This window comes from Mesorhizobium sp. ESP7-2, from assembly GCF_020164715.1.
Lineage (GTDB): Bacteria > Pseudomonadota > Alphaproteobacteria > Rhizobiales > Rhizobiaceae > Mesorhizobium.
This window is the reverse complement of record NZ_JAIUGQ010000004.1, coordinates 213423-239399: the sequence shown is the minus strand read 5'-3', so window position 1 is coordinate 239399 and position 25977 is coordinate 213423. Positions and strand designations below refer to the sequence as shown.

Genomic DNA, 25977 nt, shown 5'->3' with positions numbered 1-25977 from the left:
GCGCCTTTGTTTCGGCAAGCGAATTCGCCAGCCCGTTCAGGCCGGCGTAGAAGATACAGTTTGAGCAGTGACAGCCGAAAGCCGTTCGCGCTTCTGCCAGGTTGGCTTCTCGTATTTCTTCATCAGCTATTCCCCCTATTGGATATCGCAGTGAAGACCGGCTGCGCAGCGAATGTCAATCGTGCCAGGACGGCCATCTTGATTTCGAGCGAAACGCTCCTGCGCCGAGTAAATCGGTCTAATGTGCTTTTAAATCCGCCAGTCCGGGATAGATTTGGGGCCGAGAAAGCGCCACAAGCCGCTTCGGGAGGACCTTGCCATGTCAGACACCGCCTTGCCGCTGGTCATCAGCGCGCCCGAGCCGCGCACGCTCGAGCTGATCTTCACGCCGCCGCAGCTGGCGCGGCTCAGGGCGCATTACCGGATCGTCGAGACGACGCCGGACGGCGTGGCGCGACTGCCGGCCGGGGTGCTGGCCGAGGCCCGCTACATCATCGGCCAGCCGCCGATCTCGCCCGAGACGCTTGAAGCGATGAAGGCGCTGCTCTGCGTCTTCAATGTCGAGAGCAATCTCCTCGACAACATGCCCTACGAAACGCTGTTTTCGCGCGGCATCCATGTCGTCACGACGGGCCTGGTCTTCGCCGAGCCGGTGGCCGAACTCGGCCTGGCCATGGCGCTCAACCTTGCCCGCGGCATCGTCGATGCCGACCTCGCTTTCCGCCAAGGGGAGGAGCTGTGGGGCGGCGACGGCAACCGGACCGCGCGGCTGCTTTCGGGCGCCGATGTCGGCATCATCGGCTTCGGCGACCTCGGCCGCGCGCTCAACCGCCTGCTGTCGGGCTTCCGCACCCGCACGAAGGTGTTCGACCCCTGGCTGCCGCCGTCGATACTCAGCGAGAATGGCGTCGAGCCGGCCTCGCTGGACGCGGTGCTGTCGCAAAGCGACTTCGTTTTCGTCGTCGCCTCGGTGACCTCCGAGAACCAGGGGTTTCTGGGCGCCGATGCTTTCGCCAGGATGCGCAAGGGCGCTGCCTTCATCCTGCTCAGCCGTGCCGGCGTGGTGGATTTCCCCGCCTTGATGGCGGCGGTGAAGAGCGGCCATATCCTTGCCGCCAGCGACGTCTTCCCCGAAGAGCCGCTGGCGGGCGACCATCCCGTGCGCGCACTGCCCGGCTTCCTGCGCTCCGCCCATCGCGCCGGCGCCCTCGACATCGCCTTCAAGCGCATGGGCGACATGGTGTTGGAAGACATGGACCTGATCGATCGCGGCCTGCCGCCGATGCGCTCCAAACGCGCCGAGCGCGAGACGGTCTCCAGGATGCGCTCGAAGCCGTCGGACAGAAACTAGGCCCGGCCCATGCCGAGACGCTTACCTTGGCGAAAGCTTGAAAAGCTCCGGTGCGGGCGCTTTCTCCGGCGTATCGGGGAATTCACATGAAAAAAACCTATCAGAAGCCGCTTCTGGTGAAGCGCGACAAGCTGTCGTCCGTGACGGCGGTCTGCCCGAAATCGGTTCTGTGCGGCTGATTTTTATATGGCGATAGGAACGATCGCGCCGCCGGCTGGTTTTGCAAATGGCCGGGCGGGTGGAAGGCCCGGCGTACTCCAGAAGGCCCGTCACGAGTCGCGTCGGTGGCGGGCCTTTCCCTGTCGGCCCGCAAACAGCGATATTGGCAGCGACCTGACCGGAGCGGGGCCGGTCTGCCTGCCGGTCCTCATGCGCCAGGAAGTCGGCGGGATCAGCTGCGGCAGGCGATGCGAATGTCCGGCGTCGTCAGCTTCGACGACCCGCGCCTCGACCAGCTTGTGGCCAGCCACGCGCGCGAAGGCTAGAGTGGTCGGGGCCAATGATGATCTGGCAGGGCCAACGAGAGGGTCGCGATGCTTAACACGGTCGACTATGGCGGCAAGGAAGCCGATATCGTCCACGCGCTGGAAGAAGACATCATCTTCGGCCGTCTGGCGCCCGGCACGCGCCTGGTCGAGGACGTGCTTCTGGCCCGCTTCCCGGTCTCGCGCCACACCATTCGCCAGGCCTTGTACCAGTTGGAAAGGCTCGGCGTCGCCACGCGCGAGCGCAACAAGGGCGCCATGGTGCGCCGGCTCGCGCCCGAGGAGGTCCGCCAGATCTACGAGGTGCGCGAGATGCTGCAGCGCCAGGCCGCGCTGATGATCCGCCTGCCGGCGAGCGACGCGCTGATCGCCGAATTGACCGCGATCCACCACGTCTACAGCGGCCATGTCGACGCCGGCTATCTCAGAGGCATCCACGAGGCCAATGACCGTTTCCACCTCACCATGTTCTCGGCCTGCGGCAATGCCTATCTGGTATCCTCGATCGAGCACTATATGCGCCTTAGCCTGCCGGTACGGGCCAATTCGCTGGCCGACCGGGACAAGCTCGACATCTCGCGCCAGCACCACCTGATGATGATCGAGGCGCTGAAACGCAGCGACAACTGGGTGCTGGCGCAACTCTGCGTCGACCACCTGCAGCCGAGCAAGGTTTTTTATCTCCAGGAGGTCGAGACAGGGCCAGCGGGCTAGCGCGGTTCCAGGAAAAGTGCCTAGATTTCCCGGGAAAAGCGCGTAGCGCTTTCCCGAGGGAATTGCGTGAAAACAAAGAGCTAGAGAGCGGTTCGGCGATTCTATCAAACGCTGAACCGCTCTAAGCGCCGGCTGGACAATCGGGCATCGCCGCAAAATTGGGCCTGCGGCTCCCGCTGTCCTTATCTGACCTTCACGACCACCTTGCCCTTGGCACGTCCCGTTTCGACATAGGCCAAGGCCTCGTTGTTCTGTTCGAACGGAAAAGTCCGGTCCATGACGGGACGTATGACGCCGGTTTCGATGAGCGACGTGATCCGGCTCAGCTGGTCGCCCTGCGCCCACATGAACAGGAAGGAATAGTCCACACCGGCGCGTTTGGCCCTGCGGCGTATGCCGAGACTAAGCAGCCGCAGCACCAGCTTCAGCACGATGTTCAGGCCTTGCTTCCTGGCGAACTCGGGATCCGGCGGACCGGAAATGGATATCAGCTTCCCGCCCGGCTTCAACACGCGCAACGATTTTTCGAGCGTCTTGGCATCCTGGCTGTTCACGACGACATCGTAGCCCTGCAGGACCTTCTCGAAATCGTCCTTGCGATAGTCGACGACGACATCGGCGCCGAGACTTTTCATCAAATCCGTACTCGCCGCGCTCGCCGTTGTCGCAACCGTCGCGCCGAGATGCTTTGCCAGTTGGATGGCAAACGTGCCCACCCCGCCGGAGCCGGCCTGGATGAAGACCTTCTGGCCTTTCCTCAGCCCTGCCCTTTCGACCAGCACCTGCCAAGCGGTCAGGCCGACCAACGGAATGGAGGCGGCCTCCTCCATGCTGAGATTTTTTGGCTTCGGGGCCACGTCGGCCTCATCCATGGCGATGAGTTCGGCGAAAGTCCCGATCCGGCCATCGCGCGGCCGCGCATAGACTTCGTCGCCGGCTTTGAACTTGCGGACTTTCGATCCGACCCGCACGACGATGCCGGCCACGTCGTGGCCCAGGATGAAGGGTGGACGATAGGGCAGCAGGGGTTTGAACTCCCCGTCGCGGACTTTGGAATCCAGCAGGTTCACGCCGGCGGCATGGACCTCGACCAGCACATCATTGTCTCCCAGCTCCGGCTGCGGCATGTCGGCAAGCCGCAGCGCGCCCTTTTTCTGATATTTGTCGACGACGAAGGCTTTCATCATATTCGCTTTCTGAAATCTTTCTCGATGTCCGGCACGAAACAGGCCGGCTTGACCAGGTTTGTCGTGGTTGCGTGTTGCATGCGCGTGAAATCCTTCGCCTTGTTGGCATTCAGACCGGCAAACGGAACTGCTTGCGCAAGGTCTTGTCGAACATCCCGGCAGGGGCGAAGCGGCGCAGCAGGCTGACTTGGCGCGCTGCCTTGCCGACGGTATAGCGCCGCCGCGGACTGGCATCGGTCGCCGCCTCGACCACCGCATCCGCCACTATTTCTGGCCGATCGGCTTTGGGCATCACATCGGCAAGCAGCGCCTTGAACCCGGTTCGCGCCTGATCGTATTCTTTCAACAGGGAATCCGGCTCGATTCCGTTCTGGTCGAAGACGGTACGCACGAATGCCGGCTCGATGACCGAGACGCGAATATTGAAGGCACGGACCTCGTGATCGAGCGATTCCGAATAGCCTTCGAGCGCGTGCTTCACCGCCGAGTAGTGAGCTGAGTATGGCGCGGGTACCAATCCCAGAATCGAGCCGATGTTGACGACGCGCCCTTGGCCACGCCGCCGCATCGACGGCAACACCGCATTGGTCATGCGGATGACGCCGAACAGATTGACGTCGAACAGGGACTGCACCTGTGCGATGGAGGACTCTTCGGCGCCGCCCAACAGGCCGATACCGGCATTGTTGACCAGCAGGTCGATCCGACCGGTCTGCGCGAGCACGTTCGAAACGAGGGCGTTGACCGAGTCCCCGTCAGTCACGTCGCACGCCAGCATGGACACATTTGCTGGGCCATTGCCTGTCGCCCGGCGGCTTGTCCCGAAGACGGTGAACCCCGCCCGCGCCAAGGCCTCGGCGCTTGCGCGACCAATGCCGGAAGAAGCTCCGGTTACGATCGCGGTCTTTCCAGAATGTGCTTTCATTTGACGCTCCAAAGCCACCAGGGCTAGCCTTCTTCGATTGATTGGATTATGCTCGTAATATCATATTATGCTCATAATACAATAGCGAGCAGAAAGGAAAAATCATGCGATACGAGAAGGGCCGGAAGGACGCATCGCGCAGCCGGATCATGGAGGTCGCCACACAACGGTTCCGCGGCGACGGCATTGCCGCCTCGGGACTGGCAAGCATCATGAGCGACGCCGGGCTGACCAACGGCGCCTTCTATCCGCATTTTCCCTCCAAGGCGGTACTTGTCCAGGAATGCGTGGCGGCGGCGCTGGAGGGTCAGTCAGGCCAGATCGCGCAGGCGCTGGCCTCCGGCGGCCTGGCAGCGGCCATAGACGCCTATCTGTCGACGCAGCACCGCGATAGTCCGGGCACGGGCTGCGCTTCCGCCGCCCTGTTGCCGGAAATCGCGAGGGAGCAGCCCGAAACGCGGCAACTCTACACCGAACGCTTGATGACTTTGGTGCGCCAGGTGTCAGCCGCTCTCCCGCCGCATACAGGCGATCCGGAAGCCGTGGCATTCGGCATCTTCGCCACGCTCATCGGCACGCTTCAGCTGGCCCGCGCGGTGGAGGGCGCTGACCTATCGGATCGCATCCTGGCGGCCGGAGCGGATGCGGCCCGGTCGCTGGCGCAGCCACGCAGGGGCGACGAGGCGCCGTAGAGGATCGGACGGCAAAGCTGTTAGCCCGGAGCGTCCAAGGCCGCCGGGCGGCAGCCGTCCGAGGTCGGCGCGACCACGGCTGTAGAAACGGATATCGAACACTGAAACTCTCCGCGAGCTGCGTGATCGCCTCCCGGGCGATGACAAGACCCTCCAATCAATGCCTCGCTGGCGGGGCGTTTTTTTGCAGCGCCGGGGCCGCCGTGTCGAGCCTCCGGAACCATCCGCAAATCGCGAAGTTGTCCAAACGGCCGCAAGCCTGCGCCTTCGGTCATATTCGCCGGTCTCGCCCTCCGGAGGTCGTCGATATCGCCCGAAAGGCGAGCATTGCGATCCGGTTCCCCACTCTAGGCGTTCAGCGTGACGCCGCGAATTCCATCGATCGACATAGTTGCCGCGCTTCCATGAAGCGGTTGCACGCTTCTCCTGGTTCCGGCCATGTTGCACTGCGAAAGATTTATTGCATTGCGATAGCGGCCTGTCCGGCCGAGATTGGCGAGGGCTGGGATCTTGGGGGCTGGGCTTGCACCAAGGAGGCCTCGTGGCGGCATCGTTTCGGCCTGATATACAGGGCTTGCGCGCGCTGGCGGTCGGCGGCGTCGTCGCCTACCATTTTGGCCTCACCGCGCTGCCCGGCGGCTTTGCCGGCGTCGACATCTTCTTCGTCATCTCCGGCTGGCTGATCACGACGCATCTGATGCGGGAGATCACCGAGACCGGCCGGCTCGACCTCTGGCGCTTCTATGCCAGGCGCGCCCGGCGCCTGCTGCCGGCCGCCATCTTCGTCATCCTGGCCACGCTCGCCGCCGGCACCCTTATCCTGGCGCCGCAGGAGCAGGCGCTCTATTCGCGCGGCGCCATGTATGCGGCGGCCTACACCATCAATCTGTGGCTGCTGCGCTGGTCGTTCGACTATTTCGCCGCCGACGCCTCGAGCAACCCCTTCATCCACTTCTGGTCGCTGTCGGTGGAGGAGCAATTCTATCTCGTCTGGCCGGCACTGCTCGTCTTCGCCGCCTGGCTATATCCGGGCCGGCGCATGACGGTGGCAGTGATCGGGATCGTCGGCCTCGCCTCCTTCGCCGCCTGCCTCTGGCTCACCAGCCTCTCGCCGGCCTGGGCCTTCTACTTCTCGCCGCTGCGCGCCTGGGAGTTCGCAGCCGGCGGCCTGGCGACGTTCGCAGCGCCAGCCTTGTGGCGGCATCAGTCCTGGCTGCGGGCGGCACAGGGATGGCTGGGCCTGGCGCTGATCGCCCTCGCCTATCTCGCCTTGAGCGAAGACCTGCCCTTCCCCGGCTGGTACGCGCTGCTGCCCGTTGCCGGCACCGTGCTGGTGCTCTTGAGCGGCGCCGGCAGGCAGGGCGACGCACCGGCCGGCACCCGTTGGCAGGCCTTGGCACCCGCCGCCATGCTCTCGCTGGCACCCTTGCAGTGGGTCGGCACGCTCTCCTATTCGCTCTATCTCTGGCACTGGCCCATCATCGTCTATGCCGGGATGCTGGAGCCGGACCTCGGCGTCGCGCAGCGCATCGGCTGCGCCGTACTGGCGCTTGCCTTGTCGGCGGCGACCTACCGGCTGATCGAGAACCCGGCGCGGCGCGGCGACTGGCTGGCGGCGGTCGCGCGCGCCTTCAACGCCGGTCCGGGCGCAAAACCGCTTAGGCTGTTTCCCGGACTAGCCCTCGCCCCGGCCCTTGTGCTGACCGCCGCCGGCGTGGCGGCGGCCTACGCCAACGCGCATCTGGCCACCCGCAACATCGACCCTACCCAGCGCGGCATCGAAGAGGCCGCCGAACAGCCTTCCATCGCACGCGCCGTCGACAAGAACTGCCTGCTCGACTTCCACACGGTGAAACCGAAACCTTGCACCTTCGGACCGGCCGACGCCGCCCACACCATCGTGCTGTTCGGCGATTCGCATGCCGACCATTGGTCGACGCCGCTGGTCGAAGCGGCAAAACGCAACGACACCAAAGTGGTCACCTACCTCAAATCCTCATGCCGCGCCTCGCGGCTGTCGACCTTCAACGCCGTGCTCAAGCGCGACTACACCGAATGCGACGCCTGGCGCGAACAGGCGATTTCAGACATCATCCGCCGCAAGCCGCGCATGGTGGTGATCTCGGAGTTCTCGATCGGCAATCTGACGCGCGACATGTCCGCCGCCAGCCGCAAGGCCGAGACCGCGCGCTGGCAGGCCGGCCTGCGCTCCACCTTGCAGGCCTTCAGCAAGGCCGGCGTCGAAACCGCCGTCATCCGCGACACGCCGATCGGCGACAGCTTCGCGGACGCCTGCGTTGCCCGCGCGCTGTGGTGGCGCGAGGCGCCGTCGCTGTGCGACACGCCGAGAGCGGAGGCCGCCAATGACGGCGCCGCCGCCGCCGAGCGCGCGGTGGTGAAAAGCGTGCCCGACACGCGCTATGTCGACCTCACCGACCGCTTCTGCGGCCCGGCCGAATGCCATGTCTTCATCGGCGGCAAACTCGCCTTCCGCGACCGGCATCATCTGGCGACGGGGTTTGCCGAGACGCTGGAGGGACCGCTGGAAAAGGCACTGTTTTAGAAAGAGTTGGACCTTCATTCTCCCTTTGTGGGAGAAGGAAGAAACGCCACCCCGCTCACCCAGCTCTGGCAAGATCGGCCACATACCGCTCCAGCGTCACCTTCCCGCGCTCCGGCCTGGTCGGCGGATCATAGGTGCTATCGACCGTCACCTCCGTCATGCGCGCATAGGATTGCGCGGCTTCCGGCGAAAAACCCATGTCCTCGAACGTCTCCACCCAATGTTCGCGGGGTGCCGAGACCACGCTGACCGCCTTGCCGAGCGCCTCGCCGAAGGCGGCGGCAACGTCCCTGGCGGTGTAACGCGACGGCCCTTCGACATGATGCAGCCCGTTCTTGTCCGCCGGCTCCATCAGCAAGCGCGCCGCCGCTTCGCCGAGGTCGCGTGGCGCCACCATGGGCAGTTCGAAATCCGCCGGCAAAAGCGTGTTGACCACGCCATCACGCCTGGCGGTCTCCAGCGAGGCATCCCAATTGCTCATGTAATAGGCCGCGCGAATGATGCTGGCGGCAATGGGCTGGCGATGCAGCTTCTCTTCCAGCCCATGCAGGACTGTGAGGTCGCCGGTACGCTCGCCGGCCTGCGCGCCATAGGTCGATTCGGCGACCACCTTCTCCAGCCCCGAGCCGTCAAGCGCGGCAACGATCGCCTCCACCGTCCTGCGCTCCAGGGCATCCGTGTCGGTCGAAGGATCGGCCGGCGGATTGAGCAGGAACGCCCTTGTGCCGCGCCTGAACACGCCACGCAGCGCCTCGACATCGAGCACGTCCGCCACCGCCACCTCGGCGCCTTGCGCGGCCAGAGGCGACGCCTTTGCCTTATCGCGCGTCACGACCGTGACCGGCTCGCCTTGCCGCAGCAACGCTGCCGCAGCGGCCGAGCCGACATGCCCGGTGCCGCCAAGAATGATATGTATGATCCAATCTCCCTTGCTGGTTGCATACAGGGGAAATGGATGGCGGCGGCCGAGGTTCAAAGTTCGCGTCACCATGCTGACACGTATGGCCACGCACCGCACCATCGCAGCGGCCCGCTTTTGCCGTCACGGCGCGCGGTTCCAGCCATCGATCCACCGATTTATGGGAACAGGGTCGCTACCGCAGCGTTTATTAGGCACACCTTGAAGAGGAGGTTGTCATGAAAAAGCTCTTGCTTGCATCAGTCATCGCAATGATTTCGGCGGTGTCAGTGATCGCTCCCGCAAATGCCGCCAGTATCACGCTTGGCATCGGGAATGGCTATGATGGCGATTACTACGTTCCCAGAAATCGCGACTATTACGGCGCCTATTCCGACTATGGCCCCTATTATGGCCGTCACCACTACCGCATGTATGACAACGGCTATCGGCCGCGCTATTTCGGCATGCACAGCCATCGTTGCCGTATCGAGGTGGTGAGGCACTGGCGTCATCACCACCGTGTCGTCGAGAGAGTGCGTGTCTGCGGCTATTGACCTTATTTGTCCGGCCGGCATTAGCCAACCGGACCGAACATAACATTCGAGATTCCGAATTTGCCGGCAGCGCCCAGCATCGCTGGCTGGGCGCACCACGCTACCGCCCCATCATCATCCCATAGTGGACGGCCAGCAGGTCGAGCCCCACCTTCAGCAGCTTCGTCACCACGTCGCGTCCTTCACCATCCTGCTCGGCCACGGTCCTCACCGGCTGTTCCAGGCACACGACCTTCTGCACGATCGCCGTCACGTCCCAATGCCCGAGCGCCCGTGTCGCGGCGGCATGCGCGCGGCCGGCGTTGAGCACGCTGTCGGCGATGCCGCCGCCGACGCGGCCGCCGTCGACGCGTTCCGTCCAGCGCATCGGCTTGATATCGGCTCGCTGGCTGCACTGAAAATGCTCGCGGTAGCGCAGGCCGGCCTCGCGCTGCTGGCGTGACAGCGAGGTGATGCCCAGGAGCGGGTCGACATTGCGCACCCGCACGATGCCGCCGGTGGAAGTGTGGCCGTCATTAGACACCTCGTAGACGCGCCGCGCCTCGGCCGTGCCCGATGTCAGCCGCTTGCGGCCGAACGCATCGTCCTTCAGAGCGAAATCATGGCCGACCTCGCGGCGGATGCGCACCTGCTCGGCCTCGCCCTTCGGCAGTTTCGGCGCCTGCGGCCTGGCGGCTTTGGTTTTCTTGGGCATGGGGTGGTTCCTCTTGGTTGGGTGTTCGAGTGATGGCCTTGCTGAACCTGGGTTCCCCTCCGCCGCTTTGCGGGGGCGAGGAACCCAAGCCGGCGCCGCGCCGCGCCAGTAGTTCCCGCATCACCCGCCGCTCGCGCACTTCGATGCAGAGCTGCGCGCTCGAAGGGCAGAACTGCGCGTTGCCGCTCCTCACCTCGCCGCGCACGAAGCGCTGGATGGCGGCCTGCAGGTCGGCCAATTCGGCATCTCTGATGGCGCCGAGATAGCCGCGCAGCTGCATCTCGACATCAGTCAGTGCGGATTGCGGGAAGCAGGAGAACATTGCCGCCAGCGCCTTCGTCGCCTGCTGCAGTTCGGCCGTGGTCATATCCGCGGATCTCCTCGATGATGGCGTTGGCGGCGTCGCCGTGGGTTTTCGGCCTGATCCAGCCCGGCGGTTTCTTGGGCCGACCCAGGCCGTGCGATCCCGAAGCCGCCTCACGGCCCCGAATCGAAATCCCCGGTCTTTCGCGCGCCCCGCGCGCTGAAAAAGCGGAAGCTTCTTCCATCTGATTTCTGGAATCTGGAGAATGCCGCATCAAAACATCGGCATTTGCCTGGACATGCGCCTTTGCTTTCAAGGCGGTGGCGGCCCCGCCGCGCGCGCCGGCGGCCGCCCTCGCCTCGCTCTTGAGCCGCGCCTTGTGCAACTCCTTCGTCAGCCTCTTGTGGCCAATCTCCCCGTCCTCGCGCTCGAAGAAGGCCAACAGCTCGGCGCTGATCGCCCGCCATCGTTTCAACGGCAGGCGCGCCACGCGCGCCAGCCTGGCGTCGTCGTCGGGCAGGCTGCCGCCGGCATTCCACATTGCCATCAGAAGCAGCATGTAGGCGCCGATCTGTTCGGTCGAGAGCTGCAGCGTGTCGCCGATGAAATCGGAGACGTAGAGCTGCATGAAAGGCCGTTCGCTCATGCCGCGCTCCACGCCGCGCTAATGGAACCAGCCGCCGGTCCGGACGTTATGACGCGTCCATGGCTAAGGGAGGTTTGCCCATGACGGCTTTCATGCCGGTGACCCTGCGTTTCTGCGACAACAAGACCATGCTGGTCGGCTCGGTGGCCGATGCGGCGACGGCGCTTCGTTACCAATGGCCCGACAAGACCGCGCCGGCCTATCTCGAAGCAGCACGGCTCATCCGGCTCGCGGTCGAGGGCACCTGCTGCCCACGCCCCGCCTTCGAGGCCTTTCGCGAGGCGGCCAGGCAACAGGGCATATTGGTAGCCAAGCCAAGAAGCCGCGCGCATGAGTGGCTCGACGCGGCGGCGAGCCCCTGAAACGGCGGCGATGCAACCGCTTGCCGGTCTTGTGCGTTTATGAGCGTCGGCTTGAATGCCGCGCCTGGGCCGAAGGTGAATGCCATGGGTACGATGAAAACCGGAGTGCCGCTCAAAGTGTCCCTGGACGGACATGTCGAGGAGATCGAGAATGTCAGCGACGCCGCCGATTTCCTGCAGCGCTGGCCGATCGAGCGACGGGGCCACGTCTATCGTAGTGCGCTCAACGCCTGCAGCGCCGCCATCGCGGCGCAGATTTCGCAAGCCGATGCGATAAAAGTATTCACCGGCTTTGCCCGCGTTGCTGGCATCCTGGTTGCCGGCGGCGGCCCGGCGACGATGCTGGAGCAACGGACGGTGCAGAGCCGTCTGCCCAAACAAGGCCGCCAGATGCCGAAATAGCGGTGCGGCTCGAGTGCTGTTCAAGAAATTCTCCCAATATTTTCCACATCGACCGAGATTGGTGAAAGCATCGGTGCCGGCTTTTTCTCCCCGTCATTACACGGGGAGAAATGTCCGGCAGGGCAATGAGGGCAGCGCCAGCGTTTCCATAGGTTGACGTTTGCCCGAGTTCCAAATTCCGTTATGTCGGCGCCGCCCCTCATCCGCTTGCCGGCACCTTCTCCCCGTTGAACGGGGAGAAGGGACTTACCCGGCCTCGCAAACACGGCGCTGGAACCGCGCCTGATGATAGGTGCAGTAGCTTTTCATCGCCCTGGTGCGCATGCCGCAGCACAGCATGTCCTGGCCCGGCCGCCCGCCGGGCGCACCATTTTGAGGGTCTTCCTCCACTCTCAGGTCGAGCGGAGCTCGGCAGCGATTGAACAGGCAGTCGATGAAGCGCATGGCCACGCCATGTGGCTGCCGGCCGATGGGACCACGTGGCGGCGCAGGTACCTTGATACGGTAGGTTTGCCCATCGGCGATCAGCACGCCCGCCTCGCGCTGGAAAAGCCGTGGCCGGACGGGCGAAGGAGCCCGCTTCGGCCGTGTGGCCGGTTTGACCGCCGGCTGCAGGCTGGCGCCGGAACGGCTGGCTTCCACCTTGGCGGCGCGGCTCGCTGCCTTGGCCATCGCCGTGCGGGCCGCCGGCCGGCCCTTGCCATTGGCAAAGCCGATCGCACCCAGCATGGCGCTGCGGTGGACGATGCCGATAATGGCGTTGCGTGATACGCGCGCGCCGCGCTGCGCGCTGAACGCCGCCGCGATCCCCGATGCTGAAAGCCCGTCCCTCAGCCAGGCGCCGATCGCCTGCAATTCGCTGTCGCTGTAGCTTGCCATGTCCGTCTCCATTGCGCGGCCAGCGGCCGCCGCACACGGCGCCGTCAGGCAAGCGTCGGGGTTTGCCCGCAGCCGCCATGGGCTGCCGGGGCCTGGTCCGGCCTGTCGGCCGCTGGGTTGCCTGTGGAAGGGTTGCTTTCAGCCCCGCCGGTCGGCTGACTGGGCAAGGCGCGCAAGCCGCGCCGACGCCATGTCCCTGTCAGGGGCGGAAACCACCCTGCCCGTCGTCGGCTCGTACAGAATGACGGTGCCGTCCTGCGTGCGGATCAGGGAACAACCCGCGGCCAGGTCGAATGGGGGGCCGGAGCCGCGGGGAGCGGCGGCTCCGGCCGTTCCGGCCGCCGGTGACGGGCAGGCCGGACGCGAGGCCAATGCACCGAGGCAATCGGCTTCGCGCTTCGCCCCGGCCGGGGAGGAGGCGGCCGGGGCGGAAGGGAAAGGGCAGCCCGGCAAGGCCGGCTGGAGGCGCTGTCGACTCTGAGGGGATTGAGCTTTTGCATGAAGTGATATAAGCATAACTCAAAAAACTGATGCAAGTCATTCTTTCATGGACGAAAGCAAGACTTATTGGTCACATGAGGCCATGGTGAAAACGCAACTGTCGATCAGGGTCGGGGCCGCGATCCGCCAGGCCCGCAAGCAGCGCGGCCTGGTCATGCGCCACATCGCCGAGCACAACGACACCGACGTCGCGGCCGTCGGCAACTGGGAAACCGGGCGCAACCTGCCCAAGACCGAGAACCTGTTGAAGACCGCTGCCTTCCTGCGCGTCGACCCCGTGGCGCTCGGCAAGGGCGAGGTCGTCTTCCTCGACGATGCCGGCCCGGTGGCGGACGCCGAGATCGTCACCGATGCCGGCCCGCTGCCGGCCGGAGCGATGGATATTCCGGTGCTGGGCGCCGCCGTCGGCGGTGACGACGGCGACTTCACCTTCAACGGCGAGCCGGCAGGGTACGTGCAGCGTCCGCCGGGGGTCCGCAACCTGCCGAAAGTGTTCGCGCTGCATGTGCTCTCGGATTCCATGGTGCCGCGCTATGAACCCGGCGACATGATCTATTGCGGCGGCCGCGACGCGGTGCCGGGCGACCACGTGGTGATCGAGAGCTTTCCCGAAGAAAACGAGAAGAACGGCAAGGCCTTCATCAAGAAGCTGGTCCGGCGCACCGCGGGCGAGTTGGTGGTCGAGCAGTACAATCCGCCGAAGACGCTGACCTTCAACCGCTACGCCATCAAGCAGGTCTGGCGCGTCATTCCGCTGAAGGAACTGCTGGGATATTAGGGCGCCCTTTCCTTCTCCCCTTGCGGGTTCCGAAGGGCGGGCGAGGCCCGTGACTCGCCCAGGGCGGTGGCCTCGCGAAGCGGGGTCGGATGAGGGCGCTCCAGAGAACGCCGACGTCTCACTTCGCTGGAACACCCCTCAACCGTCTCGGCGCTAACGCGCCGATCCACCTTCTCCCACAAGGGGCACAAGGAGAGAAGGAAGAAGCAGCGCCTCTCAAGCCCACCTCGATCCTTCCAGCGGCACTTCGCGGTCGCTCAGCATCCGCGCTTCCGAGCGCACGCGCTGGCGCTCGTCGATGAACGCGGCCTGGATCGAGACCGCGCTGCCCGGCAGCCCTTCGGCACGGCAGGCCGAGCAGACGATGCGACCCGACAGCGCGGCCAGCGGCGTGTTCCCGTTCACCCCGAAGCGCTTCAACTGATCGGGCCGCCACCACCTGTTGCGGCCGCAATCGGCGCACTCGACCGACAGCGAGGCAACCTGCGCGATCACTGCTTCCCTGCCCGGCAACGCCATCGTTCCTCCGTCCGTTTGTTCCTGATTTGTTCGTATCTTCCCGTGTTTTGAAGCAGGAGTCGAGTCGCAGTTTCCAGACTCCTCCAAAAGTCTCTCTTTTACATCAGTTTGAGTTATGCTTATATGTGACTTGCAAGCGTGAGTCGGCGCGGAATTGCACGCGCCAGAACCGGGAGCAAGAATGGATGCCGCCGATTTCGCCCGCGCCTGCGGTTACACCGGTGACAGTCCCGCTTTGCTCGAAGCCTTCGAGGCCATCCGCCGCAACGGCATCGCTCAGGCCCGCCTGGATCATTTCAGGCGCAAGGCCGTCATCGACGAATTGAAACCGTCGGAGCTGCTGTTCCTGGCCGCGATTGGCCCAGCGCTGTCGGCGCATGAAGCCGTCGAGGATGCAGCCCGCTTCATCGCCGGCTGGCGCAACATGCCGCGCTGGCGCCAGGAACGGCGCTTGCCCGATCTCGCCAGAGCAAGGCAGCAGCTTCTCCTGGCCCGTTTCTTCCGCCGCTTCGGCCATGAAGCAAGGCAAGCGGCTTGAGCTGCGGCGGCTCGATAGCGCCATTTGCGGGTTTCAGGCGAGGACTTTTGCAAGCAACGCGGCAGCCGGTTTTCCCTTCTCCCACAAGAAGGGGAGAAGGAAAAACCACCCCCTCACCGCCTCACCCGTGATTTCAGCCAGCGGTCGAACGCCACCGCCAGGATCAGTATCAGCCCGATGACTATGCTTTGCGTATAGGACGAGACGTTGTTGAACTGCAGCCCGTTCTGCAGCACGCCGATCAGGGCCGCGCCCACCACCGTGCCGCCGACCGAGCCGATGCCGCCGAACAGCGAGGTGCCGCCGATGACGACGGCCGAGATCACCGTCAGCTCATAGCCGATGCCGGCGACCGCTTCGGAGGAATTCAGCCGCGCTGACAGCACGAAGGCGGCAAGCCCGGCGAAGAAGCCGACGATGACATAGACGGAGACCAGGATACGGTCGACGCGCAGGCCCGATAGCCGCGCGGCCTCCGCATTGCCGCCGACGGCGTAGACGGCGCGGCCGTAGCGGGTGTAGCGCAGCACGATGTGGCACAGGATGGCGGCGATGGCGAAGATCAGCGCCGGCACCGGCACCGGGCCGATCAGCCCGGTGCCGAACCAGCGCATCGAGGCGTCGAAGCCCGAGATCGGCCCGCCATTGGAGATGGTCAGCGTCAGCCCGCGGAATACCGTCAGCCCGCCCAGCGTGACGACGAAGGGCGGCACTTTCAGCCTTGTGATGGCGAACCCCTGCACGCCGCCGGCGAGCGCACCGACCACGACGGCGGCCAGCAGCGCGGCGAACCAGCCAAAACCCTGCGTGCCTGAGGTCGACAGCGAGAGCGTATTGGCGGTGCCGCCCTTGGCGACAACGGCCGCCACCATGCCGCAGAAGGCGAGCAGCGAGCCGACCGACAGGTCGATGCCGGCGGTGAGGATGACGAAGGTCATGCCGAGCGCGATCAGCCCGGTGATCGAGATCTGGCGCGTGATGTTGAACAGGTTGATCGGGTCGATGAAGCTCGGCTTCAGCACGGTGAAGACGACGACCAGCGCCGCCAGGAACAGCAGCGGCCCGAAGCTCATCAAAAGCCGCGCGATCGTCACGCCGCCGCGCTGGTTCTGTTCCTCGGCGATGCTCATCGTGCCTGCCCTTCCGCGTCCTGTCCCGGCGCGTCCTGTCCCGGCGTATCCTGCCTGTCGAGCGCCATCAATTCCATCAGCTTTTCCTCGTTTGCCTCGACGCCCGGCATCTGCCCGGTGATGCGCCCCTTGCGCATGGTGACGATGCGGTCCGACACCGCCAGCACCTCGGGCAGCTCGGACGAAATCATCATCACCGCGATGCCGCGCGCCGCCAGTTGCACCAGGATCTGGTGCACTTCCGCCTTGGCGCCGACATCGACGCCGCGGGTCGGCTCGTCGACGATCAGCACTTTCGGGTCGCGCGCCAGCCAGCGCGCCAGGATCACCTTCTGCTGGTTGCCGCCCGACAGGCCCTCGATCGCCTGTTCGGCCGACGCCATGCGGATCGACAGCATCTTCCTGAACCCCGACAGCGCGTCGCGCTCGCGCCGCTCGGCCATGAAACCGAAGCCGTTGCTGAAGCGCCCGAGCGAGGCGACGGAGAAATTCGGCAGGATACCGAGCGCGGCAAAAATCGCCTGGTGCTTGCGGTCCTCCGGCACCAGGCCGATGCCGAGCGCGATGGCGTCGGCCGGCGAAACAGGCGCTATCGGTTTGCCATCAAGCGTGATCGTTCCCGCCGCGATGCGGTCGGCGCCGAAAATGGCACGCGCCAGTTCCGTGCGGCCCGAGCCGACAAGCCCGGCGACGCCGAGGATCTCGCCCGCCTTGAGGTCGGCGTCGACGCCATCGAGCACGATGGCATGCGGCGCCTCGGGGTCGCGCACGGTGCGCAAGCCGCGCACGGAAAGCACGACATCGCCGGCCGCCGCGCGTTGAGCCGGCCGCGCGTACAGTTCGGAGGCGGCGCGCCCGACCATCTTTTCGATGATGGCGGGCAGCTTGATCGGTCCGCCCTGACGGTCGAGATGCCCCGCCAGCCTGCCGTCGCGCAGCACCGTCATGCGGTCGCAGATGGCGGATGCCTCCTCCAGCCGGTGGGTGACGAACATGATCGCGACATGGTCCTTGCGCAGCCGGTCCATGATCGACAGCAGGCGTTGCACCTCGGTCTCGGTCAGTGCCGAGGTCGGCTCGTCCATGATGATCAGCCGGCTTTTCAACGACAGCGCACGGGCGATCTCGACCAGCTGCTGCTCGGCCACCGACAGTGCCGATACCGGCGTCATCGGGTCGATGGAGAGACCGACGCGGGCAATGATGGCGCGGGAATCCTGTTCCATCTTGCGCCAACTCACCAGCCCGAGCGGTCCGGTCGGCGCACGGCCGATGAAAATGTTCTCCGCCACCGTCAACGTCGGGATCAGGCTGAGCTCCTGGTAGATGGTGACGATACCGTGCCGCTTGGCGTCCTGCGGGCTCGCCGGCTGGTATTCGGCGCCATCGAAGGTGATACGGCCGCCGGAAGGCGGCATGACGCCGGACAGGATTTTCAGAAGCGTCGATTTGCCGGCGCCGTTTTCGCCAAGCAGGCCGAGAATTTCGCCGGGGCGGACGTCGAGCGAGACATCGCTCAGCGCGGTGACGCCGGCGAAATGCTTGGTGACGCCCTCGACGGCGAGCAGGACGGGGGATGCGGCTTCAGCTAAAGGCAAAGACTTCTCCTTGTTGCCATCCCTGCATGAGTCAAGTTGCGCCTGAGCGCCCCCCTCTGTCCTGCCGGACATCTCCCCCTCAAGGAGGGAGATTGGCAGCCTGAACGCCAGCGCCCTTTCCTGCAATGCTGGAGATTGGCGAAGGCGGAAGAGACATCCGATCTCCCCCCTCGAGGGGGAGATGTCCGGCAGGACAGAGGGGGGTGCTGTCCCGCCGGCCTTTCCAGTCGGCCTACTTCGTCTCGTTCAGCCTCTCAGCCTTGTCGAGATTGTCCTTGCCGATGACGATGGGCGTCAACAGCACCAGCTTCTCCTTCGGCTCGGTCTTGTTCTTGGCGTAGGCGACCGCGATCTGCACGGCGGTGCGCGACTGCTTGCCGGGGAACTGTTCGACCGTGCCGGCGAGCTTGCCGTCGCGCACGGCGACCAGCGCTTCCGGCAGCGCATCGAAGCCGTAGATCTTGACGTCGCTGAAGTTGCGCGCCGCGCAGGCTTCGAGCGCGCCCAGCGCCATGTCGTCATTGGCGCAGATGATGGCGTCCGGCTTGCCGTTGGCGGCAAGGCCGGCTTCCGTCACCGTCAGCGCCTCGGCGCGGGCGAAGTTGGCGGTCTGCTCATAGATGATCTGGTACTTGTCCTTCAGCGGATCGAGCACATTGTGCACGCCCTTGTTGCGGTCGATGGCGGGACCCGCGCCCGGCTGGCCCTGCAGGTGGAACAGCTTGGCGCCATTGGGGAATGCCGCCACCACGGCCTGGGCTTCCGCTTCGCCGCCCTTCACATTGTCGGCGCCGACATGGGCCAGAATGCCCTGGACACCGTCGACGCGGCGGTCGATCGTCACCACGGGAACGCCGGCCTTGACCGCTTCCTCGATGGCCGGCGCCAGCGCGTTGACGTCGAGCGGCGAGATGACGATCGCATTGACCTTCTGCACCAGCGCCGCCTCGATGTCGGCGGTTTGCTTGGTGGCCGAGTTCTGGCCGTCGCTCTCGGTCAGGTTGACGCCTTGCGCCTGCGCTTCGGCCTTGATCTCGTTCAGCATGTGCACGAAGAACGGAAAGCCGAGACTGGGCACCGAGCCGAGAATGGTGAGTTTGTCGTCGGCGAAAGCCGAGCGTGCGGCGAGCATCATGGCGCCCGCGGCCACGGACGTCATCAGGAATTCGCGTCTGTTCATGGGTTCCTCCTCCACTGAAGCGCACGTCCCTTAAAACCGGGACCGGTTTCAGGAAGGATCATGCGCCGGTTAAAGTGTTGGAGCATCCTCCTTGCGCCAAGAACGCATGCCGCTCCAGCTGATCGCCGCCTAAATTCCTCCGATCGGCGTCAACAAGAGGATGCTAACCCAGGGTCAACCGTTTGTGCAACATCGATATAACAGAGCCGGACGGCGACTTGTCGGAATTTTGGATTGCGGGCATGCTGCTCCTTCGAGGGCCATGGCTTCCTTCCGTATTTTTATTGAAAGGACGCCTTTCGATGTGTATACATACACATGACTAGCGCTGAAATCATCCGTCTGTCGGAAGCTGACGGTTGGTTCGAGGTCGCCCGAAAGGGTAGCCATGCGCAATTCAAACACCGCGACAAGCCAGGGCGCGTCACCGTTCCCCATCCCAAGCGCGATATTCCGATAGGCACTTTGCGCAGCATCGAAAAGCAATCTGGACTGAAACTGAGGTGACGGACATGAAGCAGTATATCGGACTTATCCACAAGGATGCCGACAGCGACTTCGGCGTGTCTTTCCCTGATTTCCCAGGCGTGATTACCGCCGGCAAGGATCTGGATGACGCCCGGTCCATGGCTGAAGAGGCGCTTGCCCTCCATATCGAAGGGCTGGTCGAGGATGGCGATGCCATTCCGGAGCCTTCCAGTCTGGAGACAGTGATGACAGACGCCGACAATCGTGACGGCGTTGCAATCCTGGTCGCGGCAAGAACCGGGGCCAGGAAGGCGGTGCGTATCAACGTGACGCTGCCGGACGATGTTCTCCAGCGGATCGATGCCTTTGCCGAAGCCCACGGCTATACGCGATCGGGGTTTCTGGCGAAGGCGGCGGAGAAGGTGATGGCGCTTGAAGCGGCCTAGCCCGGTCACGCCCCAAACATTGCAATCGACATAGCCGGCGTTACTTCACGGTCTGCGAGAGTTTGGCTGCTCCTTTGGCCAGCCGTCTCGTGTCGTACGGGCACCTAAAAGCGGTACGGTTTGGGGGCACCACGCACGACAAGGCCTGAATTTTGGAATCCATCTCCGGAGAAATCGCATGAAGCCGCAAATCATCTGCCATATGCTTGCCTCGCTCGACGGCAGCCTTCATCCGAGCCGCTATACCGCCAGCCCCGATGGCAGCCGGGCCGAGTGGTCGGGTCTCTATGAACAGATCCACAACGACCTCGAAGGCGACGCCTGGATCGTCGGCCGCGTCACCATGGCGGAGATGAGCAAAGCCGGCGCGCACCCGCCGGCGCATGGGGGCAAGGTCGACCGGCCGCATCATTTCGCGCGGCGCGACGCGGGCAGCTATGCCGTGGCGCTCGATGCCTCCGGCAAGCTGCACTTCGCCAAACCCGACATCGGCGGCGACCATGTCGTGGTGCTGCTTGGCCACGACGTCGCCGACAGCCATCTGGCCGAGCTCGCCGCCGACGGCGTGTCCTATATCGTGTCGCAAACGGCCGACATCGATCTCGCCGCGATACTCGACGTGCTCGGGCGCGAACTCGGCATCCGCCGCCTGCTGCTCGAAGGCGGCGCCGGCATCAACGGCTCCTTCTTCGCGGCAGGGCTTGTCGATGAACTCAGCCTTCTCGTTACCCCCGCGCTCGATGCGCGGGCGGCAAACCAGGGTTTTGTCGAGTTCGGCGAGGCCGGCCTTGCCGGCAAGGTGCGGCTATCGCTTACGGACTGCAAGCCCCTCACGCATGGGGTCGCCCATCTGCGCTACGCCGTCAGCCCTGCATGATCCTGAAAGCAGGAAACCGCTTTCCGTCTGGTTGCCTGGTGCAAAAGCCTGAATAGGCTGCGTGCTTGCGTTTATGGACTGCATGCCTCCATCGCTTCGTCATCCACGGGCGGAGCAAGGAGCGTAGCGACGCGGCGCAGACCCGAGGATCCATGCCGGGACTTCTGAGCACCGCCACAGTGCAGAGTTCTGCTCCGCTGCGCTCTTCGGCCCAGGTCACGGAATGGATCCCAGGCTCTCCGTGACGGAGCGCCGCTCCTGCTGCGCCCAGGGATAACGAAGTTTAGAGGCTTCGGCTAACCTCGAACGTTGCTATGCGCCTCAATACCGCATGGCGTCGAGATCGGCGATCAGCGTCGGCCCGGTCGGATGCCAGCCGAGCCGCGCCTGGGTCAGCGCGCTGGAAACCGGCAGGTCCATGGGAGCGAACATCGCCATCCAGCCGAAATGCTCCGCCGCCTTTTCCGGCGCGATCGAAACCACCGGCAGGGTCAGGCCCCGGCCAAGCGCCTCGGCGATGGCGCGCACCTCGACGCCTTCCTCGCCGACGGCGTGATAGCGTGCGCCCGGCTGCCGCTTTTCCACGGCAAGGCGATAGAGGCGCGCCACGTCGAGGAGATGGCCCGCCGCAAAGCGATTGCGGCCTTCACCGACATAGGCCGAGACGCCTTTCTGGCGCGCGATTTCGACGAGCGGCGAGATCAGCCCCTGTTTGACCGTGTCATGGACCTGTGGCAGCCGCATCACCGACACGTTGATGCCTGCCTCCAGCAGGGCATTCCCGGCGAGTTCCGAGGCGACGCGCGGATTGGGATGGCTGGGATTGAAGACGTCCTCGACCGCCAACTCACCATGTCCGGCGGCGCCCATGCCGGTGCCCGACGTGATCACCAGCGGCCGGTCGGAGCCGGCGAGTGCCTGGCCGAGTGCCGCGATCACGCGCCTGTCCTTTTCGCAATTCTCGGCAAACCGCGAAAAATCATGGTCGAACGCGGTGTGGATCACGGCCTCCGCCTTCGCCGCGCCTGCGCGCAGCCCCTCGGGATCCTCGAGGGTTCCGCGATACACCTCCACGCCCGCGGCGGCCAACGCCTCGGCGCCGGCATCGGAGCGGGTGACACCGACCACCTGGTGGCCGGCCTGGATGAGTTCGGGAACGAGCGCCGAACCGATGAAGCCGGTCGCGCCGGTAAGAAAGATACGCATGCAAATCTCCTGCACAGTTGCCCGCGCAGTATCGCTGCTCTATTATTCCATTAAAGTAGTGATCTTATCATGGTATAATGACTACCAGCTTGAAGGCTAACAGGATGCCCAACAATTCCGCCGGTTCGCTCGCGGCATTTCTGAAAGACCGGCGCACCCGGCTCGACCCCGCATCGTTCGGCTTCTCCGGGCGCAGGCGCACGCCGGGACTGCGACGGGAAGAGGTCGCCCAGCGCGCCAACATCAGCCCGACCTGGTACACATGGCTGGAACAGGGCCGCGGCGGCGCGCCTTCGGCCGACGTGCTGAACCGGATCGCCAAGGGGCTGCTGCTGACCGAGGCCGAGCGCGAACATCTTTTCATGCTCGGGCTGGGGCGCCCGCCGGAGGTCCGCTACGTCGGCGCCGAGGGCGTCAGCCCCCGGCTGCAGCGCCTCATCGACACGCTCGAGGCGAGCCCGGCCCTGATCAAGACGGCGACCTGGGATGTCGTTGCCTGGAACCGCGCCGCGCAGGTCGTGCTCACCGACTACAGCGTCCTGCCCCCCGGTCAGCGCAACATCCTGCGGTTCATGTTCCTGAGCCCCACCATCCGCGCCAAGCAGCACGATTGGGAAAACCTCGCCCGCTTCGTGGTCGGTGCGTTCCGGGCCGACGCGGCACGCGCCGGCGCGGTGTCGGAGGTCGCCCAGTTGGTGGAGGAGCTTTGCGGCGCCAGCCCGGAGTTCGACGCGCTATGGCGGGAAAACGACGTGCTCAGCCATGGCGACGGGACAAAGCGCCTGAAGCACCCCGAACTCGGAGACATCGAGCTCGAATATTCGGCCTTCGCGGTCGACGGCCGGCCCGATCTGAGCCTGACCGTCTACAACCCGGTGGACGGCAAGGTCGCCGATCGAATTCGCGCGCTGGCCCGGCGCCACGAACTGCAAGAGGCGGACCCATCGCAATGACGCAGGATCCGTTCAAGGGCGTTCGCACATCGCCTTCAGGATCTGCAAAGTCGGCCCCCAGTAAAGATTGGCATGCGGGCGGATCGACGGTTCGGCGAAATCGCTGAGCGTCAGCGAGGCGTCTGGCGAATCGGTCATGGACGCAAGGCCTGCACGATTACGGCCGAGTTTGCTCCACAGCCGATTTCCCTCACAGGATGTTTGTCGCCAGCCGGTCGAGCCTGGAGTCTTCGCGGTATATGGCGCGGGCAAGCACGGCGGCGGCAATGCCGGTCAGAGCGCCGCCAAGCACATCCGTTAGGTAGTGGGTGCCCACAAACAGCCGCGACCAGCAAACCAGCAGCGCCATTGCTCCGAAAACCAACGCGCGCCCCGGAAGCGCCTGTAGGGCGAATGCGGCAACGATGGCGAAAGCCGCTGTCGCGTGATCCGAAGGAAACGACCAGTCGATGCTGGCGGGAATGATGAGGTGGGTCACGCCGGCGTCGTAGGGACGCACGCGATGCACGAAAAGCAGGATGATCTGGTTGGCGCCAAGTCCGAGCAGGAAAGACAGTCCAGCTGCGATCGCGGCATGTCGCACATGCGTCCTGTCCGGCCTGCTCCACCATTGCAGCACAACGCAGGCCACCAGAAGCGGAACACCGAATTTCGTTACGGCTATCATGATCTGATCCAGCACTGGGCTTATTCCCGCCGCCGAATTGATCCAATGTGTAATCGTCACGTCCATCAACTCACCCTGTCATCGACGCGCCACGCCAAACGCCAGGAGACTGCATGAGCGAGCAGCGTGTCCACCAGATTTTCGAGGTCAGCCTGCTGCTAAAAGGCGCACACGCCCTGGTCGAATGCGTCGGCGGCCTGCTGCTCGCCGTCGTCGGCACCGGCACGATCGTGTCGCTGGTGAACAGGCTCACGCAGGAAGAGCTGGTCGACGACCCGCACGATTTCATCGCCGGCCATTTGATGGACGCGGCAAGCCATTTCTCTGTCGGCACGCAGCATTTCTACGCATTCTACCTTCTCAGTCACGGCCTCATCAAGATTGCCCTGGTCGCAGGCCTGTTGTGGGGCAAGCTATGGGCCTATCCGGCATCGCTTGTCGCCTTGCTGGTCTTCATCGTCTACCAGCTCTACCGCTTCAGCTATACCCACTCGGCCGGGTTGATCGTGCTCACCATATTCGACCTGATCGTCATCTGGCTGATCTGGCATGAATATCGCCTCGTTCTGCGGCACAAGGTAGCAAGCCGCTAGCGGTACGGCATTCGCCCACCGGATCAAAGTCCATGGCTGCAATGTCCCCCACCGGAAGGTGTCCTGCGCGGAATGCCGGTAGGTGGATCTGGGAGTTCTGCTGCGACGATCGCGAGGTCAGGATCGGCGAAACCGCAGCCCTTACAGGCCGGCTCGAAGACACTTCCGGGCGACATGCATTAAAGGCCATCGACCCGCGCAAATTCCGATTGCTCAGGCAATCCATCTTGCGTAGCCGGCCCGCCACCAGCCCGGTGGCGGGCCAGGCGCCGTTACTGGATGATCTTGACGATCTTGCGGGTGCCTGGATCCACGATCACGGTATGGTTGTCGACGACGGTGTAGCGGTACTTGACGTTGGGAACTTCGTGCAGCTCGACCGTATCGGGCAAAGCCGTGCCGACATTGAGTTCCACGCCGGGAATCTTGATCGAAGCCAGCGGCTGCTTCTTCACATATTCCTTGATCACCGTTTCCTGCTCGGGCTGGATGACGACGTCCTCGGCCGCGGCCGCGCCGACTCCTGCGAGCAACAGAACCGCGGCTACGGCGGCAAGATTCTTTTTCATGAATTCCTCCATCTGCAATCCGCACAGCCACAACATTGTCACTGCGCTGCGGATCGAACTTCAGGTAGCATCGAATGTTCCAGTCTTGGGCTTCGGTCCCATCGGCCCAAGACTTAAGTCCCATATAAAAACGCAATAGTCCTGCCGGAACCGTCGCCGGGAACGGCTGCCTTTCGCGCTCGTTGTTCGCTGCGAGGACACGGCGGGTAGTTGCTAAAAGCCGGACAGTAACTGCGAATTTTTTTGCAAATTGGCGCAGCCACGTCCCTTCCTGCGCCAATAGGGTTCGCTCACCGCTTCCATGCGGTGGGCGAACCCTAAATTCCCTGGTTTTGGGCCGAGATGTGAGGAGATTCGGATGTTCGGCGACAAGCAAACCCGCCTCATCGAGGCGGCGCTATTGATGGCGGTCCCGTTATCGGCCTTGATTGCCGTCCTGCTCGTCAGCTTTACCTTAAGCTGGTAGCAGCCCTCGCTACCGGCTGGCCGCCGGTGCGCAGGCTGTGCCCTTATCGTTCGACCCGCAACTCGGACCGAAGTCCGAAGTGCCGGGCGCATTGGTCCTAAACGTTGAACGTAGTCCGCTGGTGCTCGTTGCCGATTGCAGGTGCGTGATTTGGAGGAAAGGCAATGCAGCTTGGTGAGATCATAGCCAACATCTTGGCCATCCTCTTGCTGGTCTGTTTTCTCGCCGGCACGTTCGTTCTTTTCGGAAAGCCATTGTGGCCAGAGCAGCATGTGCGCATGGTCATCATTCCGCCGGTCGACACGATGTCGACAGCCTCGACCGGCCGGAATGACACACCTGTCCTCCCGGGCACTTTCGACACCAACCTTGCCCATCCAAGGCCGTCCTGACGGGCATCATGGGTGCGCGCGGCAGCGAACGCAGGTGCGCGCAAACAGCCGGAACCAAAATGACCGGCAACGGTTTCCCACTTGAAGGGACCGTAGCCACGGAAACAGCAGTAATGGAACTTCTTCTGACCTTGGAACTGGCCAGGGCTAGGCAGCGACTTAACCGAGCGGAACTCGCCCTCGAACGTGCAAACGCGATGTTGGACGAACACTGTGGCGTTGGTATCAATCTGACGCTTTGTGACAGGATACGATCCGCGCAACAACGTGTCGGCGAGGCGAAGGCTCGTCTTGTGAAGCTCGATCACGCCAGCACGGATTCAGTTCGCACCGGTTGAAGCTTGCACGCCACTTGAGAGAGGTGCGCGCCCGGATCCTCGTTCAGGCACTCGCCAGTTCAGCCTCGATCCAAATTCTACTGGCAACCCGGTGCCTGG

The 25977-nt window shown here is 64.2% G+C and carries 31 protein-coding genes and 1 pseudogene; 16 read left to right on the top strand and 16 right to left on the bottom strand.

Annotated features, from left to right (window positions below):
- Positions 1-319: 319 nt before the first annotated feature.
- On the top strand, positions 320-1351 hold the full coding sequence (locus tag LB543_RS06750; RefSeq protein WP_224613525.1) for a hydroxyacid dehydrogenase: 1032 nt from the start codon (positions 320-322) through the stop codon (positions 1349-1351).
- 533 nt (positions 1352-1884) lie between these two features.
- On the top strand, positions 1885-2550 hold the full coding sequence (locus tag LB543_RS06745; RefSeq protein WP_140759811.1) for a GntR family transcriptional regulator: 666 nt from the start codon (positions 1885-1887) through the stop codon (positions 2548-2550).
- A 182-nt stretch (positions 2551-2732) separates the two neighbouring features.
- On the opposite strand, the gene LB543_RS06740 is transcribed toward LB543_RS06745, so the two are convergent.
- Both LB543_RS06740 and LB543_RS06735 read right to left on the bottom strand, forming a co-directional pair.
- Positions 2733-3734, bottom strand: a complete 1002-nt coding sequence (locus LB543_RS06740) for an NADP-dependent oxidoreductase (RefSeq protein WP_224613544.1) — start codon at positions 3732-3734, stop codon at positions 2733-2735.
- Positions 3735-3846: 112 nt separating this feature from the next.
- Positions 3847-4662, bottom strand: a complete 816-nt coding sequence (locus tag LB543_RS06735) for an oxidoreductase (RefSeq protein ID WP_140759883.1) — start codon at positions 4660-4662, stop codon at positions 3847-3849.
- Positions 4663-4766: 104 nt separating this feature from the next.
- Between LB543_RS06735 and LB543_RS06730 the strand changes: the two genes are divergently transcribed.
- The gene (locus LB543_RS06730; RefSeq protein WP_224596280.1) at positions 4767-5354 is read left to right on the top strand and encodes a TetR/AcrR family transcriptional regulator; all 588 of its coding nucleotides are present in this window, start codon (positions 4767-4769) and stop codon (positions 5352-5354) included.
- Positions 5355-5895: 541 nt separating this feature from the next.
- The gene (locus tag LB543_RS06725) at positions 5896-7917 is read left to right on the top strand and encodes an acyltransferase family protein (protein ID WP_224613524.1); all 2022 of its coding nucleotides are present in this window, start codon (positions 5896-5898) and stop codon (positions 7915-7917) included.
- Between the two features lie 55 nt (positions 7918-7972).
- Here the strand turns inward: LB543_RS06725 and LB543_RS06720 are convergent, their stop codons facing one another.
- A complete protein-coding gene (locus LB543_RS06720; RefSeq protein ID WP_318012958.1) occupies positions 7973-8926 on the bottom strand; it encodes an NmrA family NAD(P)-binding protein in 954 nt (317 codons plus the stop codon).
- A gap of 128 nt (positions 8927-9054) precedes the next feature.
- On the opposite strand from LB543_RS06720, the gene LB543_RS06715 reads away from it, so the two are divergent.
- Entirely contained in the window at positions 9055-9372 is a 318-nt protein-coding gene (locus LB543_RS06715; RefSeq protein ID WP_224613523.1) for a hypothetical protein, read from the top strand.
- A gap of 100 nt (positions 9373-9472) precedes the next feature.
- On the opposite strand, the gene LB543_RS06710 is transcribed toward LB543_RS06715, so the two are convergent.
- The 3 genes from LB543_RS06710 to LB543_RS06700 are packed head-to-tail and all read right to left on the bottom strand — an operon-like array spanning position 9473 to position 11016.
- On the bottom strand, positions 9473-10066 hold the full coding sequence (locus LB543_RS06710) for a DUF6456 domain-containing protein (RefSeq protein WP_224613522.1): 594 nt from the start codon (positions 10064-10066) through the stop codon (positions 9473-9475).
- Positions 9972-10433, bottom strand: coding sequence for a hypothetical protein (locus tag LB543_RS06705; RefSeq protein ID WP_224613521.1), 462 nt, complete (start codon positions 10431-10433; stop codon positions 9972-9974). Before LB543_RS06705 ends, LB543_RS06710 begins: the two co-directional genes overlap by 95 nt.
- Positions 10354-11016 carry a YdaU family protein gene (locus tag LB543_RS06700; protein WP_224613520.1) on the bottom strand — a complete coding sequence of 221 codons (663 nt, stop codon included), beginning with the start codon at positions 11014-11016 and terminating at the stop codon, positions 10354-10356. The genes LB543_RS06705 and LB543_RS06700 overlap by 80 nt, the downstream gene beginning before the upstream one ends.
- Before the next feature lie 80 nt (positions 11017-11096).
- On the opposite strand from LB543_RS06700, the gene LB543_RS06695 reads away from it, so the two are divergent.
- Together LB543_RS06695 and LB543_RS06690 are read left to right on the top strand one after the other, a co-directional pair.
- The gene (locus tag LB543_RS06695) at positions 11097-11378 is read left to right on the top strand and encodes a DUF982 domain-containing protein (protein WP_140759840.1); all 282 of its coding nucleotides are present in this window, start codon (positions 11097-11099) and stop codon (positions 11376-11378) included.
- A gap of 84 nt (positions 11379-11462) precedes the next feature.
- Complete coding sequence (locus LB543_RS06690; protein WP_224613519.1) at positions 11463-11780, top strand: DUF982 domain-containing protein; 318 nt, start codon at positions 11463-11465, stop codon at positions 11778-11780.
- A 246-nt stretch (positions 11781-12026) separates the two neighbouring features.
- Here LB543_RS06690 and LB543_RS06685 read toward each other — a convergent pair whose 3' ends face one another.
- Complete coding sequence (locus LB543_RS06685; RefSeq protein WP_224596300.1) at positions 12027-12659, bottom strand: GcrA family cell cycle regulator; 633 nt, start codon at positions 12657-12659, stop codon at positions 12027-12029.
- A gap of 583 nt (positions 12660-13242) precedes the next feature.
- On the opposite strand from LB543_RS06685, the gene LB543_RS06680 reads away from it, so the two are divergent.
- A complete protein-coding gene (locus tag LB543_RS06680; RefSeq protein ID WP_181182860.1) occupies positions 13243-13938 on the top strand; it encodes an XRE family transcriptional regulator in 696 nt (231 codons plus the stop codon).
- 216 nt (positions 13939-14154) lie between these two features.
- Here the strand turns inward: LB543_RS06680 and LB543_RS06675 are convergent, their stop codons facing one another.
- Positions 14155-14457, bottom strand: coding sequence for a hypothetical protein (locus LB543_RS06675; protein WP_224596302.1), 303 nt, complete (start codon positions 14455-14457; stop codon positions 14155-14157).
- A gap of 181 nt (positions 14458-14638) precedes the next feature.
- Between LB543_RS06675 and LB543_RS06670 the strand changes: the two genes are divergently transcribed.
- Positions 14639-14995 carry a hypothetical protein gene (locus LB543_RS06670; protein ID WP_224613518.1) on the top strand — a complete coding sequence of 119 codons (357 nt, stop codon included), beginning with the start codon at positions 14639-14641 and terminating at the stop codon, positions 14993-14995.
- 113 nt (positions 14996-15108) lie between these two features.
- On the opposite strand, the gene LB543_RS06665 is transcribed toward LB543_RS06670, so the two are convergent.
- The 4 genes and pseudogenes from LB543_RS06665 to LB543_RS06655 all read right to left on the bottom strand — a co-directional run bounded on the left by LB543_RS06665 (position 15109) and on the right by LB543_RS06655 (position 18903).
- Entirely contained in the window at positions 15109-16125 is a 1017-nt protein-coding gene (locus tag LB543_RS06665) for an ABC transporter permease (protein ID WP_140759855.1), read from the bottom strand.
- Positions 16122-17231 carry a sugar ABC transporter ATP-binding protein gene (locus LB543_RS06660; RefSeq protein WP_411908748.1) on the bottom strand — a complete coding sequence of 370 codons (1110 nt, stop codon included), beginning with the start codon at positions 17229-17231 and terminating at the stop codon, positions 16122-16124. The genes LB543_RS06665 and LB543_RS06660 overlap by 4 nt, the downstream gene beginning before the upstream one ends.
- Positions 17205-17633: pseudogene (locus LB543_RS34155) on the bottom strand (ATP-binding cassette domain-containing protein); the annotation flags it as partial. The gene LB543_RS06660 and the pseudogene LB543_RS34155, both read right to left, overlap by 27 nt.
- Before the next feature lie 322 nt (positions 17634-17955).
- Positions 17956-18903 carry a substrate-binding domain-containing protein gene (locus LB543_RS06655; RefSeq protein WP_224613516.1) on the bottom strand — a complete coding sequence of 316 codons (948 nt, stop codon included), beginning with the start codon at positions 18901-18903 and terminating at the stop codon, positions 17956-17958.
- A gap of 318 nt (positions 18904-19221) precedes the next feature.
- Between LB543_RS06655 and LB543_RS06650 the strand changes: the two genes are divergently transcribed.
- The 3 genes from LB543_RS06650 to LB543_RS06640 all read left to right on the top strand — a co-directional run bounded on the left by LB543_RS06650 (position 19222) and on the right by LB543_RS06640 (position 20694).
- A complete protein-coding gene (locus LB543_RS06650; protein ID WP_224613515.1) occupies positions 19222-19410 on the top strand; it encodes a type II toxin-antitoxin system HicA family toxin in 189 nt (62 codons plus the stop codon).
- 5 nt (positions 19411-19415) lie between these two features.
- Entirely contained in the window at positions 19416-19817 is a 402-nt protein-coding gene (locus LB543_RS06645; RefSeq protein WP_140763551.1) for a type II toxin-antitoxin system HicB family antitoxin, read from the top strand.
- A 178-nt stretch (positions 19818-19995) separates the two neighbouring features.
- Positions 19996-20694 (top strand): RibD family protein, encoded by a 699-nt coding sequence (locus tag LB543_RS06640; RefSeq protein WP_224613514.1) that lies wholly within the window; start codon positions 19996-19998, stop codon positions 20692-20694.
- Between the two features lie 321 nt (positions 20695-21015).
- Here LB543_RS06640 and LB543_RS06635 read toward each other — a convergent pair whose 3' ends face one another.
- Entirely contained in the window at positions 21016-21900 is an 885-nt protein-coding gene (locus LB543_RS06635) for an SDR family oxidoreductase (protein WP_224613513.1), read from the bottom strand.
- A gap of 104 nt (positions 21901-22004) precedes the next feature.
- Here LB543_RS06635 and LB543_RS06630 point away from each other — a divergent pair, with 104 nt between their 5' ends.
- Entirely contained in the window at positions 22005-22853 is an 849-nt protein-coding gene (locus tag LB543_RS06630; RefSeq protein ID WP_224613512.1) for a helix-turn-helix transcriptional regulator, read from the top strand.
- 12 nt (positions 22854-22865) lie between these two features.
- On the opposite strand, the gene LB543_RS33870 is transcribed toward LB543_RS06630, so the two are convergent.
- Together LB543_RS33870 and LB543_RS06625 are read right to left on the bottom strand one after the other, a co-directional pair.
- Positions 22866-22991, bottom strand: coding sequence for a hypothetical protein (locus tag LB543_RS33870; RefSeq protein WP_263489266.1), 126 nt, complete (start codon positions 22989-22991; stop codon positions 22866-22868).
- Between the two features lie 52 nt (positions 22992-23043).
- Positions 23044-23586 (bottom strand): phosphatase PAP2 family protein, encoded by a 543-nt coding sequence (locus LB543_RS06625; protein ID WP_224596312.1) that lies wholly within the window; start codon positions 23584-23586, stop codon positions 23044-23046.
- A gap of 47 nt (positions 23587-23633) precedes the next feature.
- Between LB543_RS06625 and LB543_RS06620 the strand changes: the two genes are divergently transcribed.
- The gene (locus tag LB543_RS06620; RefSeq protein WP_224613511.1) at positions 23634-24113 is read left to right on the top strand and encodes a DUF2127 domain-containing protein; all 480 of its coding nucleotides are present in this window, start codon (positions 23634-23636) and stop codon (positions 24111-24113) included.
- A 272-nt stretch (positions 24114-24385) separates the two neighbouring features.
- Here LB543_RS06620 and LB543_RS06615 read toward each other — a convergent pair whose 3' ends face one another.
- Positions 24386-24682 carry a DUF1236 domain-containing protein gene (locus tag LB543_RS06615; RefSeq protein WP_140763566.1) on the bottom strand — a complete coding sequence of 99 codons (297 nt, stop codon included), beginning with the start codon at positions 24680-24682 and terminating at the stop codon, positions 24386-24388.
- A gap of 630 nt (positions 24683-25312) precedes the next feature.
- Between LB543_RS06615 and LB543_RS06610 the strand changes: the two genes are divergently transcribed.
- Together LB543_RS06610 and LB543_RS06605 are read left to right on the top strand one after the other, a co-directional pair.
- Complete coding sequence (locus LB543_RS06610) at positions 25313-25540, top strand: polymerase (RefSeq protein ID WP_140763569.1); 228 nt, start codon at positions 25313-25315, stop codon at positions 25538-25540.
- Positions 25541-25599: 59 nt separating this feature from the next.
- Positions 25600-25878 carry a hypothetical protein gene (locus LB543_RS06605; protein WP_224596317.1) on the top strand — a complete coding sequence of 93 codons (279 nt, stop codon included), beginning with the start codon at positions 25600-25602 and terminating at the stop codon, positions 25876-25878.
- Positions 25879-25977 lie beyond the last annotated feature (99 nt).